Here is a 15,780-nt window from a genome sequence, read left to right as displayed (position 1 = left end):
ACCCGAAAAGCCCATCAATCCGAATGCGGTGAAACAAACGCCAGCGATGCCGGTCGTCCGCGCAATACAGCCAGCCGCAGCAAATGCCCAGAGCGGGCCCGAAACCGAGCGTCGTGAATAAGAGAGGCTAGCGCTTACGGCGCCGCGTCGCAGGATAATCTGGCCCGGCATTATCGCGCCGCTATCGCTCAGGCTGACACTGTTACTCCGGTTGCCCTGCCACGAGAGCTGGCCGACACGCATATTGGCGGGCGGTTCACGCCTTCGGATGAAACAGTGCGCGCTCTGACGTCCGCGCTGGCACAGGACCTGGAAACGGCACCACCCCGCCCTGTCAGCGAACTTCACGACGCAATGACCCGTCATAGTGTGGGCTTGCTCGCTTTCGCTCTCGCGCATCGCGGCACATCGGGAACCCTGCCAGCGGTGCAGGATATCGATGAGCAGACCCGTTTTTACTGGCTCGATGACAAGAACGTCAGGGGGCACACCACAAAGCGTATGGTCTGGATCAGCGACATGACCGCGAAACAGCTGAGCCTTTATGACCGGCATGTCCGGGATCTGGAAAAGATGCTGCCTGAAATGGCGCCGGATATACGTGCGATCCGACAGCAACCCGGCCTCCCCCTTTTCAGCATGAAGCAGGGAAAGGTCGAACCGATCAGCGTGAAGACCGCCATTGGCGATGTGATGGGTACGCAGAATCTGCGGAAAAATTCAGGCCGTCATTGGCTACGCGCGCAGCTTGTTGGCCAATGCAGCACCGAAACGCTTCATGCTTTTTATGGGCACGGCCCTTTGAACAGTGGTAGCTGGGATTTTGCCTCTACTCTCGATCCCGCACTTTACCGGGCCGATTTGGCCCGCATGCTTGATCCCTCGCTCAAGGCCGCAGGATGGGCGCCGCGCAGTGCCAATCTCAGGGGCGCAACGCTGTGAACATAATGTCAGCCGATTTTAAGCCGCATTATGTCGAAGCCTTTGACGATGGCGCCCATGACAATGGCGCCATCAATCCTGCCTCGCGCACGTACCTGCTGGGCGAGATGCTGGCGTCGGCCATCAGCCGCGGGGGGCTGCATGATGGGCGGCTCTGGTCCCATTGGTTGCAGGCTATCGATCGATGGGTGATGATCGATGGCAGTCAGCTGAGCGTAGACATGCTTGTCGATGACCAACCGGTCCGATGGTTCGCAGATCCTGTCACAGCGCTACTCATTGTACGATGGAAGCAAGCAGAGCTTCGCGTTCCGGAGGATGCAGGGCCAGGCGAATGCCTCGCAGCTTATGGCCAGATTGAAGATGCTGATGATGAATTCGGCAAGAGGCAACTTATCGAAAAGGCGGTGCATGGCTGGAGCATGCGCTTGCCGGGCATGCTGGCAGCTTATGCGCAGGGCGATTTGCCAGGGGCGTCAGTCAGCCGGGAAAGCTGGCTTCGCGTCCTATATGGCGATGTGACGCCCGATGAGGTTCTGGAACCGGTGGGGCGAGTGCAGAAAAAGGTGCCGCGGCAGGAAAAGACGGTGCTGGAACAGGGCATGTCCCATGAGCTCGATGCGGTAACCCCACATTGGCCCCAGACACAGAAGCAGATTGCGCAAAAGAGGATAAAACGGAAAACGAGAGAGGAAGCTCTGAGGCTGTTGAGGGCTATCCCCGAACAGGAAATCAGGCTGCAGAAAATTTTGGCGGCCTGGTGCCATTTTGCTCTTACAATGGAGCGAGGACGCGGGGGCAAGGGCTATGCTGCCGGGACCGTTAAAAAATATCTGCACCGGTTGATTTGGCTGTTTGATCAATGGGATTATGACACCGATCCTGTAGCTATCCCATCGATCCAGCTCGAAAGACACGTCAAGTCCTATCTCTCGAAAGTGCTAAACGCTGCAGAACGCAACAACGCTATCAACGCATTTCAATCATTCGAACGGTTTCGATCAGATCAGCGTGAGGAGGAGGAAACGATCCACTGCGATCTGGAAGAATTTCGGTCTGAAAACCATGCTTCTCCCGGACTTTTGTTGCCTGACGAATATGCCAGGATCATTCGCCTTTTCGATAAAGAGGAAATGTACGCTCTCCTTGTGATCTTACTCTTCAGAACGGGATTGCGGGTCGAAGAAGCGGTCGGTTTGCGTTGCGGCGATTTTGCCAGTGCCGGCGGTCGGCATGAACTGTTCCTGGAAAAGAACGAAGGGCGAGGCCTGAAAACACAGGGAAGCCGCCGGATTATACCCCTTGATATCTTGCTGGAGCCAGATGAGCTGAGCCGATTGCAAAGCCATTTGAATAAGCAAAAGGCAGCGTGCGGGCACACTCGCGATGGTTGGTTGTTCGCAGAGGCCAACGCCATGACGGCTCCCAATCCCGCTGTCGCGCGCGCCGCCATAGCTTATGGTTTGAAAAAGGTCGCCAGTCGAAAGTTAACGCATCATCATTTGCGGCACAGTTTTGCGTCCTATCTCTTGGCGACGCTAATGTTGCCTGCCGATATGCTTGATCCCCCGGTGCCGCGGCGTCTCAACAGCGTCATTTCGCCGCAACGCCGGGAACGGGTAGCTGACCGGTTGCTGGGTCTTGAAAGGCTGGGTGGAAATGCCTTGCACGCAGTCAGCCAGGCCATGGGCCATACGGGCCCGGACACGACGCTGCGTTATTATGTCCACCTACTGGACTGGTTGCTTGGCCTTTATATCTCCCGCCCATCTTCCTTCGACGCGATCGGATCCGAGAGATTGTGTGCTTTAGCCGGCGTCGGACCTGATGCCGTACGCAAGGCCCGGAAAAGGCTGAAAGCACCCGATGCATTGGATATCGCTCTACCCAATCGTCCGTCGCCGGGGCAACTGTTCGCGTCGATCCCGGTGACGGTCAGCAACGGGGCCGATATTCATCTGCTGCAACTGGCGCTCAGAAGATCTGCAAAATCTCTCCCCCTCAACTTTGCTAAACGATCCGCAAAACCGGTGGACCACGCCTTCCAACAGCCCCCGTCAGTTGCTCATCAGGCGTCGAAGGCGAAGACGATCAAATCAAAGCGAGCTATCGGGTGCTGGCTGGCCCCCCATGCCGTTCCCGTCCGAAGCATGATTGACTTGCTGTCTGGCAATGTGAATGCGGTCCGTGGGCGGCAGGTCCACTGGAGAAGGGCCAGCGATCACCTGCTTCCTGTAGGGTTCTGGCAGGACAAGGGTGAACGCATGCTCCGCGTAGCGGCGCATCCGGCATATCTCAAATTAGTGGAGGATTGGCTAACCCTGATGCGGCAGGTCGGCGCACGCGAGACCCGGATTCTGAAAAGTGCCGTCGCTTCTATGGTCCGCAACCAGCGGAGCAGCGAATTTCTTTTCAGAAAGCTGAAGGAAGGCGAGTTCTTCGTACACATGCTGCTGACCGCGATAGGCCTGGAGGAAAAAGACATCGAGTTGCGGCATACACGCAATTCCACGCCTAGATACGGTTCCAATCAACTTCACCGCTTCCTGAAGAACCGGTCCGAAATTCCACAATTCAAAGGGCGGGATGGATGGCGCGGATCACTCGCCGTCAGGATCCGGCACGCAGAGGCTAAAAGCATATTGGGTGATCGGGCTTTCAGGCTGGCGATCACCCTGTTGGCAATTCATGCTCACGCCATAGAGATGGAGCGCAAAGCGTCAATCGCTCCTATGATTGCTAAAAAACGCCTCGGGACATGAGGGATGGTCCCAGAGTTTCACAGGGCTCTGTTGCAAACATTGGGGACGACCGAGCGGCGTCACCTCGTCGGAAGATCAGGCAGCATTGGCGAAATGCTGATTGAGCATAATCATGGTTTCGGTCAGGGCCGAGGGTCGGGACGGCGGTCTATTATCATGATCGTCAGCTTAACCCCGCTTTCCTGGAGATTGTTAGCTGAAGGCGGATCGTCCCCCGGAACAGATCCTTTTACAAATATCGAGATTGTAATCCATAATCGATAAAGCTACGGTGGTCTTCTCGGATCGGCGGCGCCCCTTCGCGATGACGCGGATCGCGTCGGGCCGAGGGCCGCGTGTCGGTGAAAGCGGATGAGATTTCCTGTCTCGGCGTCTTGGGGTGAAGATCTCGGCGGACCGAGAATGATGTGTGGAGCGGAGCATGACCAAAGATAATCCGGAAATCGGGAAATCGGTCCCGACGGGTGCCTATCTCACCAACTATCATGATACCGGGGAGGTCGCCGGAGTCGACGCTTGTCCGCTTCTGCTCGTTCACGGTTCCGGCCCGGGCGTGTCGGCCTGGGCGAACTGGCGTGGCTGCATCCCGATATTGGCCGAGCGGCGGCGGATCGTGGCGCCCGACATGGCGGGTTTCGGCTTTACCGAGCGTCTGCCGGGGCAGGTTTATGACCGGGCGATCTGGTGCCGGCAACTACTGGACCTGATGACGGCCCTGAAGGTCGACAAGATTGACATCGTCGGAAACAGCTTTGGTGGGGCCATCGGCCTGGCCTTTGCGATTGCCCATCCTGATCGCGTCCGCAGGTTGGTGCTGATGGGTAGCGCCGGCGTTTCCTTCCCCATCACCCCGGGACTAGACGCGGTATGGGGGTATGAACCTTCGCTGGAGACCATGAAGGGCCTGCTTAATATCTTTGCGTTCGATCGCGCGCTGGTGACGGACGAACTGGCCGAACTTCGTTATCGCTCCAGCATACAGCCGGGCTTCCAGGAAAGCTTCTCCGCCATGTTTCCCGCGCCGCGCCAGCGTTGGGTCGATGCGCTGGCCAGCGATGAGCAGTTGATCGGGCAGTTGCCGCATCGCGCGCTGGTGATCCATGGCCGGGACGACAAGATCATCCCGCTGGCCGCCAGCCTGCGCCTGCATGAGTTGCTCGCGAATTCCGATCTGCATCTTTTCGCACGGTGCGGGCATTGGACGCAGATCGAGCGAACCAGTGAATTTTGTGCCCTTGTCCAGGCATTTCTGGCGGCGGACTGAGGGTTTCAGTCCAACATGCGTAATGCTTTCAAACGGAAAATAATGGAACAGCCGCTTTATGGGCTGTGGCTTGCGCTGGCTGATCAATATAGCGCTGAGATATGCGCGGGGGCGGGGTTCGATTTCCTGTTGCTGGACGGCGAGCATTCGCCCGTCGACTTGCGAACCGCCCTCGGTCAGCTGCAGACGATCGCCGCCTATGACGTAGCGCCGGTGGTTCGTCCGCCGACAGACGATCCGGCCTTTATCAAGCAACTGCTGGACATCGGCGCCAACAATCTTTTGATCCCGATGGTGGAAGGCGAGGCGCAGGCGCGGCGCATCGTCGCATCCACCCGCTATCCGCCCGATGGGTTTCGCGGCGTGGGGGCTGGCATTGCCCGGGCCGCGCGTTGGGGCAATGATTCTGATTACATGCGAAACGCCAATGATGACATCTGCCTGATCCTGCAGGTCGAAAGCGTGGCGGGGCTTGAAGCCTTGGAAGCCATCGTGGCGATCGATGGAGTGCACGGCATTTTCTTCGGCGCCGTGGACCTCTCGGCTTCCATGGGCCTGTTGGGGCAACCCAACCATCCGCGTGTGATGTCCGCCATCGACGAAGCCATCGGTAAGGTTAAGGCCGCCGGGAAATTTGCCGGCTTTCTGTCGGCGGACGATGACGTCAGCCTGCATTTCGTAGAGCGGGGTGCGCATTTCGCGGCGGTCGGCGTGGACAGCCTGCTGTTGTCCAACGCGGCGCGGCGGTTGGCTCGCGAGTTCAAGAGGGGCGGCGGCCCGGTGACAAAGTCCGGCTATTGAACGGCGGTCGATAACGCGAGGGTGGGGCTTGCCCATTGGTCCATGCCTCTGTCCACTTCATTCGCTATGGCGGCGGCGCATCGGGTCAATCGTTGGTAGTCGGTCTCCACCATCGCGGCGGGCAATGCTCTAGTTCGCATCCGGGCAAGCGATAGGGCGAGACGGGGCAGCGGTCGCGTCGCGTCATTGGCGATGGGCACGGACACCGCCACGCAACTCAATCCTTCGCTGACTTCGCCCTGTTCGATGGCGAAACCGTTGCGCCTTACATCCTCCAGCATCAGCGCGATGCGTTCGGGATCGGTGACGGTACGGTCAGTCAGCGCGACAAAAGGGCCACCCGTAAGATAGGTCCGCCGCTCGCGCTCGCTTAGCGAAGCCAGCAGGGCGCGCCCGATCGCCGAGCAATAGGCTTCCTGCTGCATCCCCTCGCGTGTCCATACCTGCGTGCCGCCGCCATGGACCTTGGCGATGTAGGTGATCATGTCATCTTCGAATAGTCCCAGGTGAATGGTGGCTCTGACGGTGACCGCCAACCGGCGCATCGCGGGCCGCGCTATATTCCCCAGAATTCGTCCGGCGGGCGGGACGGCAAGTAGGGCGGGACCGGCCATGAAATGTCCGGCGCTAGTGCGCACCAACATCCCGCGCCCTAGCATGGGGGCGAGCATCCGCCGCGCGGTGGAATAGGGCAGCCCCACTCTTTCCGCGATGACGGCGAGGCTGTTGCCCCCCTGGTCGGCGAGAACGGCGAGCAGCAGCTGCAATCCGCGGTCGAGCGCCACGGCGCGCGACCGATCGACCGGCGGTTCTTTCTTCATGATTTGATCACAATGCGATCATTCTATGTAATATGCAACTTGTTTGCGGGGGCGTGGGCCGCATAATCAGGTCAACCGACGCTCGGTAGCCGCAGGCGCCGCGCCTGGTTTCAATCCAGTGTTTGCAAATCGGACATGTATTCAGGAAAGGATTCCCATGGCACCGCCCCCTCAACCCTTTGCCCCTGCCAGCGGCAAGGTGAAGGCTGCAATCATCGGTTCCGGCAATATCGGTACCGACCTGATGATCAAGATCATGCGTAATTCGACGATATTGGAAATGGGTGCCTTTGTGGGCATCGATCCGGAATCCGACGGGTTGAAGCGCGCCGCCCTCATGGGTGTTGCGACCACCCATGAGGGCATAGAAGGCCTGGTGAAGCTCGATGTGTGGCCCGAAATCGGCGTGGTGTTCGACGCGACATCGGCCGGCGCCCATCCGCATCACAGCGCGGTGGTGACGAGCGCGGGGAAGGTGATGATCGACCTGACGCCTGCCGCTATCGGCCCCTATGTGGTGCCGGTGGTCAACGGCGCCGATCATCTGGACGCGGATAATGTCAACATGGTCACGTGCGGCGGGCAGGCGACCATCCCGATGGTGGCGGCAGTCTCTTCAGTGGCTAAGGTTCATTATGCCGAAATCGTGGCGTCCATCAGTTCCAAGAGCGCCGGGCCGGGCACGCGCGCCAATATCGACGAATTTACCGAGACAACGGCGGCGGCCATCGAGCAGGTCGGTGGGGCCGACAAGGGCAAGGCCGTCATCATTCTCAATCCGGCCGAACCGCCGATGATCATGCGCGACACGGTGTTCACCCTGTCCTCCGGCGCAAGCGAGGAAGAGATCGCGGCGGCGGTGGAAGCGCAGGTGAAGCGCGTCCAATCCTATGTGCCGGGCTATCGGTTGAAGCAGAAGGTGCAGTTTGAACGCTTCGGTTCCAACAACCCGGCGCGCATACCCGGCCTTGGCACTTTCGAGGGGATCAAGACCACCGTGTTCCTCGAGGTGGAGGGCGCGGCCCATTATCTGCCTGCCTATGCCGGCAATCTCGACATCATGACTTCGGCGGGACTCGCCACGGCCGAAAAGCTGGCAGAGCGCCGCATGAGCAAGGAGACCGTGTGATGACCGATGCAACCCCCTCCCGCTTGTACATACAGGATGTGACGTTGCGCGACGGTATGCATGCCGTTCGCCATCAATATGGCCTGGACCATGTTCGGGCGATTGCGCGCGCGCTGGACGAAGCAGGCGTCGACGCCATCGAGATCGCCCATGGCGATGGGCTTAACGGGTCCTCGTTCAACTATGGTTTCGGCGCGCATACCGACTGGGAATGGATCGAGGCGGTGGCCGACGTGGTCAAGAACGCGCGGCTGACGACCTTGCTCTTGCCTGGGATCGGCACCGTGCACGATCTGAAACATGCCTATGACCTGGGCGTTCGTTCGGTGCGCATCGCCACCCATTGCACGGAAGCGGACGTGTCGAAACAGCATATCCAGGCCGCGCGGGACATGGGCATGGATACGATCGGTTTTCTGATGATGAGCCACATGATCGAGCCTGACGCTCTGGCCGAACAAGCCAAGCTGATGGAAAGCTATGGCGCGACCTGCGTCTATGTGACGGACAGCGGTGGGGCGCTCGATATGGATGGCTATCGCGCCCGACTGGAGGCCTATGACCGTGTGCTGAAACCGGAAACGGAACGGGGCGTCCATGCTCACCATAATCTGTCGCTGGGCGTGGCCAATTCCATGGTTGCCGTGCAGGGGGGCGCCGTGCGGGTGGATGCCAGCCTGGCCGGCATGGGCGCGGGCGCTGGTAACGCTCCGCTGGAAGTGTTCATCGCCGCCGCCGACCGCAAGGGCTGGTCGCATGGCTGCGACCTCTTCAAGCTGATGGATGCGGCCGAAGAACTGGTGCGTCCGTTACAGGATCGCCCGGTCCGCGTCGATCGCGAAACGCTGAGCCTTGGCTATGCGGGCGTCTATTCCAGCTTCCTGCGTCATGCGGAAAAGGCTGCCGCCGATCATGGGCTCGACACCCGCGCCATCCTGGTCGAACTGGGCCGTCGCAAGATGGTTGGTGGCCAGGAGGACATGATTGTCGATGTCGCGCTCGACATGTTGGCCGAGGGGTGAGTCCTTTGATTCCGGCTTCCTTCTATGGGAGCCGGGGTCAACCAGCGATGCGGTAGCCCATCGAAGGCAGAGGATGTTGTGCCAGATAGTCTGCCAAGGCATCATAGGTGTTACGGATATGCATGGCCGTCAGGTTTGCGGCGCCATCCGCATCATCGGCCAACGCAGCTTCGAATATGGCTCGATGTTCGGCATGGACGTCGCGCCCATTTGGGCGGTGGGTCAGCGCCAGTCGCCGATAGCGTTCTGCTTGCCGGTACAGGATGGACAGGAAATGCAACGTCCAGTGGGACGGGCAGCGACCAAGCAGGATACGGTGGAAGTGCCGGTTATTTTCTTCCCAGTCGTCAATCACGGCCGGATCGTCGATGCCATGGTTGAGCCGCTCTTCCGCGCGCGACAGCAAGTGGAAAGCGCCTATCAATTCTGCTTCCCAGCTTTCGTCGCGGCCGGCAATGGACTGGCGAACGGCGTCGGTTTCCAGCGTCACCCTAGTTTCGGCGATGTCGCGGAAATCGGCAAGTGACATGTCCGCCACCCAGAAGCCCCGCTGATCGCGGTTGATCACAAGCGCATCGGAGACGAGCAGGCCCAGCGCCTCGCGCAGCGTGCCCGCACCGACTTCATAATGCGACCGCAGATGTTCGACCCGCAGCCGTGAGCCTGGGGCGAGCTGACCAGCGATGATATCCGAGCGCAGCCGGTCATGTGTGTCGGCAATGAGCGATTTGGGGGCTTCGGGCACCCGCTGCGTGATCGAGGAGGTTTTGTTCATGGTCTCCATCATTTCCTCTAAATGTCGGGATTTTGCAACTTGCTTCCGGGGCTATAAAATATCGATATTTATTGTTGCAGTCGATATTTTAGATGATAATGTGTAGGTGACACCCAGGGAAAGGCGGGGCGCTAGCGCGTCGCGCCGTAAAGTCGGGTGCAGGGAGAGGATCATGCTGCGCATTTCCGTGCTCGATACTGGCGAAACCTATAATTGTGTCGAGGGTGAAACCGTTCTGGCAGGAATGGAGCGACTGGGCCGACGCGGGATCCCGGTGGGTTGTCGCGGTGGCGGCTGCGGCGTGTGCAAGATCCGGGTGGTGTCGGGCGACTATTGTGGTCGCAAGATGAGCCGGTCCTGCATCAGCGAAGAAGAGGAGGGGGCTGGCTATGTGCTGGCCTGCCGCATCGTGCCTCAGGTCGACCTTCAGGTCGAGATCGTGGGCGGAATGCGCAAATGCATCATGAAACACGCGCCGGGGAGAGTGCAATAGGCTGCCCGCAGCGCGATATGGGAGAGATTTGATGGCTGTTACTGGTGTTTTGAGGCCCGGGCATATCGTTCTTCGTGTGCTCGACCTTGACGAGGCGATCCGGCACTACACGCATGTGATCGGGCTGTTTGAAACGGGGCGCGACGAGCAGGGGCGCGTCTTCTTCAAGGCCTGGGACGAAAATGACCACCATAGCGTGGTCCTGCGGGAGGCGGATTCGGCCGGGATGGATTATTTCGGCTGGAAGGTAGACAGCGAGAAGACGCTGGATGAGCTGGCGGCCAAGCTCGAGGCGTCGCCGCTGGCACGCGACACGCTATGGCTTGCGCCTGGCGAGCATCTGGCCACGGGGCGCAGGTTCCAGTTCACCATTCCGACAGGGCACCGCTTCGAACTCTATGCCACCAAGGAAGCGTTGGGGTGCATGACGGGATATGAAAATCCCGATCCCTGGCCGGATGGCCTGCGTGGCATGGCGCCGAGCCGTTTCGATCATGCGCTGCTTTACGGTCGCGACATCGACAGCACGCTCGAGCTGTTCCGCGACATCCTCGGCTTCGACCTGACCGAGCGGGTGGTCGGGCCGGACGGCGAATTCCTGATCGGCATTTTCCTCGCCTGTTCGAACAAGGCGCATGACGTGGCTTTCATCCGCTCCGAACAGGATGATCGGTTGCATCACGCGTCCTTCATCCTGGGCGGATGGCATGAAGTGCTGCAGGCGGCCGACATTATTTCGAAACGCAACGTCTCGCTGGACATTGGGCCGACACGCCACGGCATCACCCGGGGTGAGACCATCTATTTCTTCGACCCGTCGGGCAACCGGAACGAGGTCTTTGCCGGTGGCTATATCTGGTATCCGGATCGCCCGACCATCACCTGGCATGATCGCGAGATTGGCCGCGCCATCTTCTATCACGACCGCAAGCTCAATGAAGCTTTCCTCAACGTTACCACCTGAGCCAGGGCCTGATCAGTCAAGGATGCACATGTCATGAATGTTCCCAATCCCGCCACGGCGGTCGCCGCGGAGGCTGGTATATTGGCCGACGCCTATAATTTCATCGGCGGCGACTGGGTCGCCACGGGCAAGCCGTTCGAAAACCGCAACCCCATTGACGGTTCGCTGGTCAGTCGCGTTCATGAGGCGGGCCGGGTTGAGGTCAACGCGGCGGTTGAGGCGGCCCGCGCGGCCCTGAAAGGGCCGTGGGGCCGGATGACGGTGGAGCAGCGGTGCAAGCTGCTCCACGCTGTTGCGGATGAAATGATGCGACGCCATGCCGACTTCGTGCGTGCGGAACTTCTCGACACCGGTATGCCGGCCTATTTCGCGCAGAATGTCGATGTTCCGCGCGGGGCCGCCAATTTCCGGGTCTTCGCCGACCTGTTCCGCAACGTGCCGACCGAAAGCTTCGTGACCGATACCCATGACGGGGGCAAGGCGGTCAATTATGCGCTGCGCGCGCCGCGCGGCGTGATCGCGGTGATATGTCCCTGGAACCTGCCGCTGCTGCTCATGACCTGGAAGGTCGGGCCTGCGCTTGCCTGTGGCAACACCGTGATCGTCAAGCCTTCCGAGGAAACGCCCTCGACCGCGACCCTGCTGGCAGAGGTTATGCGCGACGTGGGCGTGCCGGAGGGCGTCTATAATGTCGTTCACGGCTTCGGGCCGAATTCCGCCGGTGCCTTCCTGACCGAACATCCCGATGTGGACGGCATCACCTTTACCGGTGAAACCGGTACTGGCGAAGCAATCATGCGGGCAGCGGCTACGGGCGTGCGTCCGGTCTCGTTCGAACTGGGTGGCAAGAATCCTGCGATCGTCTTTGCCGATGCCGATCTGGACAAGGCGGTGGCGGGCATCACCCGGTCGGCGTTCCAGAATACCGGGCAAGTCTGTCTGGGCACCGAGCGCGTCTATGTACAGCGTCCGATATTCGAAGAGTTCGTCGCTCGCCTGAAGGTCAGCGCGGAAGCTTTGGTACTTGGTCCACCAGAAACCCCCGGCGTCACGCTGGGGCCGCTCATTTCGCAGGAGCATCGCGACAAGGTGCTATCCTATTATGAAAAGGCGCGCGCCGAAGGGGCTGCCATCGTCACCGGCGGCGGCGTTCCCGAGATGGAGGGCGATCTTTCCAGGGGCAGCTGGGTACAGCCGACCATATGGACAGGCCTGCCCGATACGTCGGCCCTGTTGCGGGAGGAGGTGTTCGGTCCCTGCTGCCATATTTCCCCCTTCGACACGGAGGAGGAAGTCGTGGAGCGTGCCAATGCGACGGCTTATGGCCTCGCTGCGACAGTGTGGACCGGTGACATTTCGACGGGCCATCGGATGGGCGCTGCGCTGGATGTCGGCATATGCTGGATCAATAGTTGGTTCCTGCGCGATCTGCGCACGGCGTTCGGCGGAGCGAAGCAGTCCGGGATCGGCCGTGAAGGCGGGGTACATAGCCTTGAATTTTATACAGAACTCAAGAATGTGTGCGTGGCGCTGTGACGGACAATCAGGAAATGCCGGCTGCCTTGTCCGACGTGGCTGTCGCCAAATATGGCAAGACGCTGTGGCACGCGCTTGAAACGCGGACGCCCGTTGCGCCATTGACCGATGCCGAACCCGGACTGGCGATTGCCGACGCCTATCGTATCCAGCTCGCCATGATCGCCCACCGCCAAGCCGCGACCGGCGAAACGGTGATCGGCAAGAAGATCGGCGTTACATCGCGCGCGGTGATGGACATGCTGGACGTACGCCAGCCCGATTTCGGTCATCTCTTGTCGGGCATGGTGTTTGGCGAAGGGGAGGCGCTCGACGTTGGAACATTTATCTCGCCGCGTGCCGAGGGCGAGATTGCCTTTCTCCTCAAGAAGGATCTGGAAGGGCCGGGTGTCAGCGCGGCCGACGTGCTCCGCGCGACCGAGGCAGTGATGCCCTGCTTCGAGATCGTGGACAGCCGCATCCGCGATTGGAAGATCCGGATCGGTGACACGGTTGCTGATAATGCCTCTTGCGGGGCGCTCGTGCTCGGCGGGCTTCTCACCACGCCGCGCGCGCTCGACCTCGCCACCGTGGGCATGACGGTGGAAAAAAATGGCGAAGTGGTCGGTACCGGTGCCGGGGCCGCCGCTCTTGGGCATCCGGCCAATGCCATCGCCTGGCTTGCCAATACGCTCGGTCGCCTGGGCCTGGGTCTGAAGGCGGGCGAAGTAGTGCTTTCGGGCGCCTTGTCCGCTCTGGTCCCGGTGACGGCGGGTGATGCCTTGCGTGTCAGCATCGGCGGACTGGGCTCGGTCGGCGTGCGCTTCGTGGGTGAAAGGAACAACTAATGGCGCTCTCGCCCAAGATTATTGAAGACCTGGCCGAATATCTCGACACGGCCGAGATGGAACGGCGGGAGGTGACCAAGATCACTGACCAATATCCCGACATGGATTGGGAAGACGCCTACGCCATTCAGCGCGCCATCCGGGCTCGCCAGCAGGCGCGGGGCGTGGGCATGGCGGGTTATAAGGCCGGACTGACCAGCCATGCCAAGATGAAACAAATGGGCGTGGAAGAGCCGGTATTCGGTTTCATCACGGACGTTGGCATGATCGCCGACGGCGGGGAAATAGCTACGGCCACGCTGATCCATCCCAAGGTTGAGGCGGAAATCGCCTTCGTTCTGAAGCGCGAGTTGTCCGGCCCGGGCTGTCATATCGGGGCAGTTCTGGCCGCCACCGATTTTGTGGTGCCGGCCGTCGAGGTGATCGACAGCCGCTATAAGGATTTCCGTTTCGATCTCAAAAGCGTGATTGCCGATAATACATCGTCGGCCCGCTGGATTACGGGTGGGGTCGCGGCGCCGGTAGCCGGGCTGGACTTGCGCAATCTGGGTATTGTTCTGGAGAAAAATGGCGAAGTGATCGACACGGCCAGCGGCGCTGCAGTGCTGGGCCACCCCGCGCAGAGCGTGGCCATGCTTGCCAACATGCTGGCCCGGCGTGGCGAAAGCCTGCCCGCCGGTGCCTTCATCATGACCGGAGGCGCCACTGCGGCAGTTGCCGTCGCGCCGGGCGATACCGTGACCGTGCGCTACCAGGCGTTGGGCACTTTGAGCATGAGGGTTGTGTAATGCCGATCATCCAGGCGTTTTTACTTGAAGGCCGGACGCAGGAGCAGAAGGCTGCCTTCATCGAGGCGGTGACGGATGCTGCCGTGCGCACGGTAAACGTCGCACCGGAAAGCGTGCGGGTCATCATCACTGAAATGCCCAAGGCGCATTTCGGTATCGGCGGGCGCAGCGCGGCTGATCTGGGGCGTTAGCCGCCGTCTGTCAGTTTCGGAAGTAAGCAACGGGCGGCGTCCGAAGAATGGCGCGCGCCATCGAAAGGGAGAGAGATATGCGTGGAATCTATGGTGCGCTTGCCTCGTTGGCCGGTCTGATTGCTGACCATGCCGGCGCAGGCCAGCGAAGCTGGCGGCGGTGTCTATCCGAACGGGGCGGAGGGATCGCTTGCCGGGGCACTGCCGCCCAAGGGGCTCTATTATCTCGGCTATCTGCAATATTATGAGGCTGATCGCTTCAACGACGGCAAGGGCAATGCCGGGATGCTGCCCGATTTCAAGGTGAAGGTGGAGGCCGCCGTCAATCGCCTCGTATGGGTGTCCGATAAGAAGATATTGGGCGCCGACTATGCGATGCACCTCATCGTTCCGGTGGTGAATGTCGACGCCCGCATCGCGGGGGCAACGGGGAACCGCACCGGCGTTTCAGACGTCACCTTCGACCCGATGATCCTGGGCTGGCATTTCCTCAACGGCGTGCATGTCATCACGGGGCTGGACATCAATATTCCCGTTGGCAGCTACGACCCCGGCAGCATCGCGAATTTCAGCCGCCACTACTGGAATGTCGAACCGATTCTGGCGCTCGCTTACTATAAGAAAAATCTGCAGATTGATGTGAAGATGATGTACGATATCAACTTCAAGAACAAGAATGCGCAGATCAACGGTTTCAACCCGACCGGCGCAGATTATCGCACCGGCAATGAATTTCACCTTGACTATGCGGCGACCTATGCGGTCAAGCCCAATGTGCAGCTGGGCGTCGCTGGATATTTCTACAAGCAGACCACAGGGGACCGGGTCGACAATGCCGCCGCGCAGGCGACAATTGATGCCATGGGCGGTTTCAAGGGTGAAACCTTTGCGGGAGGACCTACCGCGCGGGTGGGGCTGGGCAAGGTGCAGTTGATTGGTACCTGGCAGCATGAATTTCATTCGGAATATCGGCCTCAGGGGGACAAGTTCTGGATCAAGGCAATCATCCCGATAGGGAAGTGAGGCAGCCGGTGCTGACATTCGACGTCGCGTTGAAACTGGCCCAAGCCGCACTGGCAAAGGGGCAGAAATTGGGGTGCGCTCCGCTTGCCGTGGGTGTGGTCGATCTGTCGGGCACGGCGCTGGTCCTGCTGCGGTCTGACGGCGCGCCACCCATGTGGGCACGCATTACCATGGCAAAGGCGCGCACGGCGCTCGATTTCGGCTGTTCGACTGCGCGGGTCGGGGAACTGGCGACCGAGCATCTTCAGCTGATGCAGGATATAGTCGGCCTGTCGGACAAAGCGCGGGTGACCGTCGCGGGCGGTGTGCCACTGTTGGCTCTGTTGCAAAGATTGGCGGCAGTCAGAGGTAGGCTGTCGCTCTGCGCCGATCAGGCGGCTGCTGCGAAATGGTGGTTGAGCATGCCCATGGCCTCCGTCAGCGCCGAGGGCCCAATGCCAAA

Annotated in this window: 15 protein-coding genes and 1 pseudogene; 14 read left to right on the top strand and 2 right to left on the bottom strand. The window is 60.3% G+C overall.

Translation table 11 applies throughout. The features are described 5' to 3' along the window. Positions 1 to 426 precede the first annotated feature (426 nt). The 4 genes from WA070_RS05175 to WA070_RS05160 all read left to right on the top strand — a co-directional run bounded on the left by WA070_RS05175 (position 427) and on the right by WA070_RS05160 (position 5,769). Positions 427 to 942, top strand: coding sequence for a hypothetical protein (locus tag WA070_RS05175; protein ID WP_422633076.1), 516 nt, complete (start codon positions 427 to 429; stop codon positions 940 to 942). Continuing rightward, positions 900 to 3,704: a tyrosine-type recombinase/integrase gene (locus tag WA070_RS05170; RefSeq protein WP_422633075.1), complete on the top strand. Its 2,805-nt coding sequence runs from the start codon at positions 900 to 902 to the stop codon at positions 3,702 to 3,704. Before WA070_RS05175 ends, WA070_RS05170 begins: the two co-directional genes overlap by 43 nt. Positions 3,705 to 4,125: 421 nt before the next feature. Next, positions 4,126 to 4,968, top strand: a complete 843-nt coding sequence (locus WA070_RS05165) for an alpha/beta fold hydrolase (protein WP_010335338.1) — start codon at positions 4,126 to 4,128, stop codon at positions 4,966 to 4,968. A gap of 15 nt (positions 4,969 to 4,983) precedes the next feature. After that, a complete protein-coding gene (locus WA070_RS05160; protein WP_037524472.1) occupies positions 4,984 to 5,769 on the top strand; it encodes an aldolase/citrate lyase family protein in 786 nt (261 codons plus the stop codon). On the opposite strand, the gene WA070_RS05155 is transcribed toward WA070_RS05160, so the two are convergent. Continuing rightward, positions 5,763 to 6,590, bottom strand: coding sequence for an IclR family transcriptional regulator (locus WA070_RS05155; RefSeq protein WP_010335340.1), 828 nt, complete (start codon positions 6,588 to 6,590; stop codon positions 5,763 to 5,765). The genes WA070_RS05160 and WA070_RS05155 overlap by 7 nt on opposite strands. Before the next feature lie 157 nt (positions 6,591 to 6,747). Here WA070_RS05155 and WA070_RS05150 point away from each other — a divergent pair, with 157 nt between their 5' ends. Further along, the gene (locus WA070_RS05150; RefSeq protein ID WP_010335341.1) at positions 6,748 to 7,719 is read left to right on the top strand and encodes an acetaldehyde dehydrogenase (acetylating); all 972 of its coding nucleotides are present in this window, start codon (positions 6,748 to 6,750) and stop codon (positions 7,717 to 7,719) included. Beyond that, positions 7,719 to 8,741, top strand: a complete 1,023-nt coding sequence (gene dmpG, locus WA070_RS05145; protein ID WP_029547358.1) for a 4-hydroxy-2-oxovalerate aldolase — start codon at positions 7,719 to 7,721, stop codon at positions 8,739 to 8,741. The genes WA070_RS05150 and dmpG overlap by 1 nt, the downstream gene beginning before the upstream one ends. Positions 8,742 to 8,778: 37 nt before the next feature. Here the strand turns inward: dmpG and WA070_RS05140 are convergent, their stop codons facing one another. Continuing rightward, positions 8,779 to 9,516, bottom strand: a complete 738-nt coding sequence (locus tag WA070_RS05140) for a GntR family transcriptional regulator (RefSeq protein WP_010335343.1) — start codon at positions 9,514 to 9,516, stop codon at positions 8,779 to 8,781. Between the two features lie 172 nt (positions 9,517 to 9,688). On the opposite strand from WA070_RS05140, the gene WA070_RS05135 reads away from it, so the two are divergent. From WA070_RS05135 to WA070_RS05100, 8 genes and pseudogenes are all read left to right on the top strand, one after another. Next, positions 9,689 to 10,009, top strand: coding sequence for a 2Fe-2S iron-sulfur cluster-binding protein (locus tag WA070_RS05135; RefSeq protein ID WP_010335344.1), 321 nt, complete (start codon positions 9,689 to 9,691; stop codon positions 10,007 to 10,009). A gap of 31 nt (positions 10,010 to 10,040) precedes the next feature. Beyond that, positions 10,041 to 10,973, top strand: coding sequence for a catechol 2,3-dioxygenase (locus tag WA070_RS05130; RefSeq protein WP_422633074.1), 933 nt, complete (start codon positions 10,041 to 10,043; stop codon positions 10,971 to 10,973). Positions 10,974 to 11,006: 33 nt separating this feature from the next. After that, positions 11,007 to 12,509 (top strand): 2-hydroxymuconic semialdehyde dehydrogenase, encoded by a 1,503-nt coding sequence (locus tag WA070_RS05125; RefSeq protein ID WP_051125331.1) that lies wholly within the window; start codon positions 11,007 to 11,009, stop codon positions 12,507 to 12,509. Between the two features lie 14 nt (positions 12,510 to 12,523). Continuing rightward, on the top strand, positions 12,524 to 13,336 hold the full coding sequence (gene dmpE, locus WA070_RS05120) for a 2-oxopent-4-enoate hydratase (RefSeq protein WP_051125333.1): 813 nt from the start codon (positions 12,524 to 12,526) through the stop codon (positions 13,334 to 13,336). Next, the gene (gene dmpH, locus WA070_RS05115; protein ID WP_422633073.1) at positions 13,336 to 14,124 is read left to right on the top strand and encodes a 2-oxo-3-hexenedioate decarboxylase; all 789 of its coding nucleotides are present in this window, start codon (positions 13,336 to 13,338) and stop codon (positions 14,122 to 14,124) included. Before dmpE ends, dmpH begins: the two co-directional genes overlap by 1 nt. Continuing rightward, positions 14,124 to 14,315, top strand: coding sequence for a 2-hydroxymuconate tautomerase (locus WA070_RS05110; protein ID WP_010335349.1), 192 nt, complete (start codon positions 14,124 to 14,126; stop codon positions 14,313 to 14,315). The genes dmpH and WA070_RS05110 overlap by 1 nt, the downstream gene beginning before the upstream one ends. A gap of 129 nt (positions 14,316 to 14,444) precedes the next feature. Further along, positions 14,445 to 15,338: a SphA family protein gene (locus tag WA070_RS05105; RefSeq protein ID WP_274054288.1), complete on the top strand. Its 894-nt coding sequence runs from the start codon at positions 14,445 to 14,447 to the stop codon at positions 15,336 to 15,338. After that, positions 15,335 to 15,595 (top strand): annotated as a pseudogene (locus WA070_RS05100) (heme-binding protein); the annotation flags it as partial. The gene WA070_RS05105 and the pseudogene WA070_RS05100, both read left to right, overlap by 4 nt. Positions 15,596 to 15,780: the final 185 nt, after the last annotated feature.

It is taken from the genome of Sphingobium sp. (assembly GCF_049304695.1).
Classification (GTDB): domain Bacteria; phylum Pseudomonadota; class Alphaproteobacteria; order Sphingomonadales; family Sphingomonadaceae; genus Sphingobium.
The sequence above is the reverse complement of the archived record's forward strand: the minus strand, read 5'-3'. Positions and strand labels throughout refer to the sequence as shown.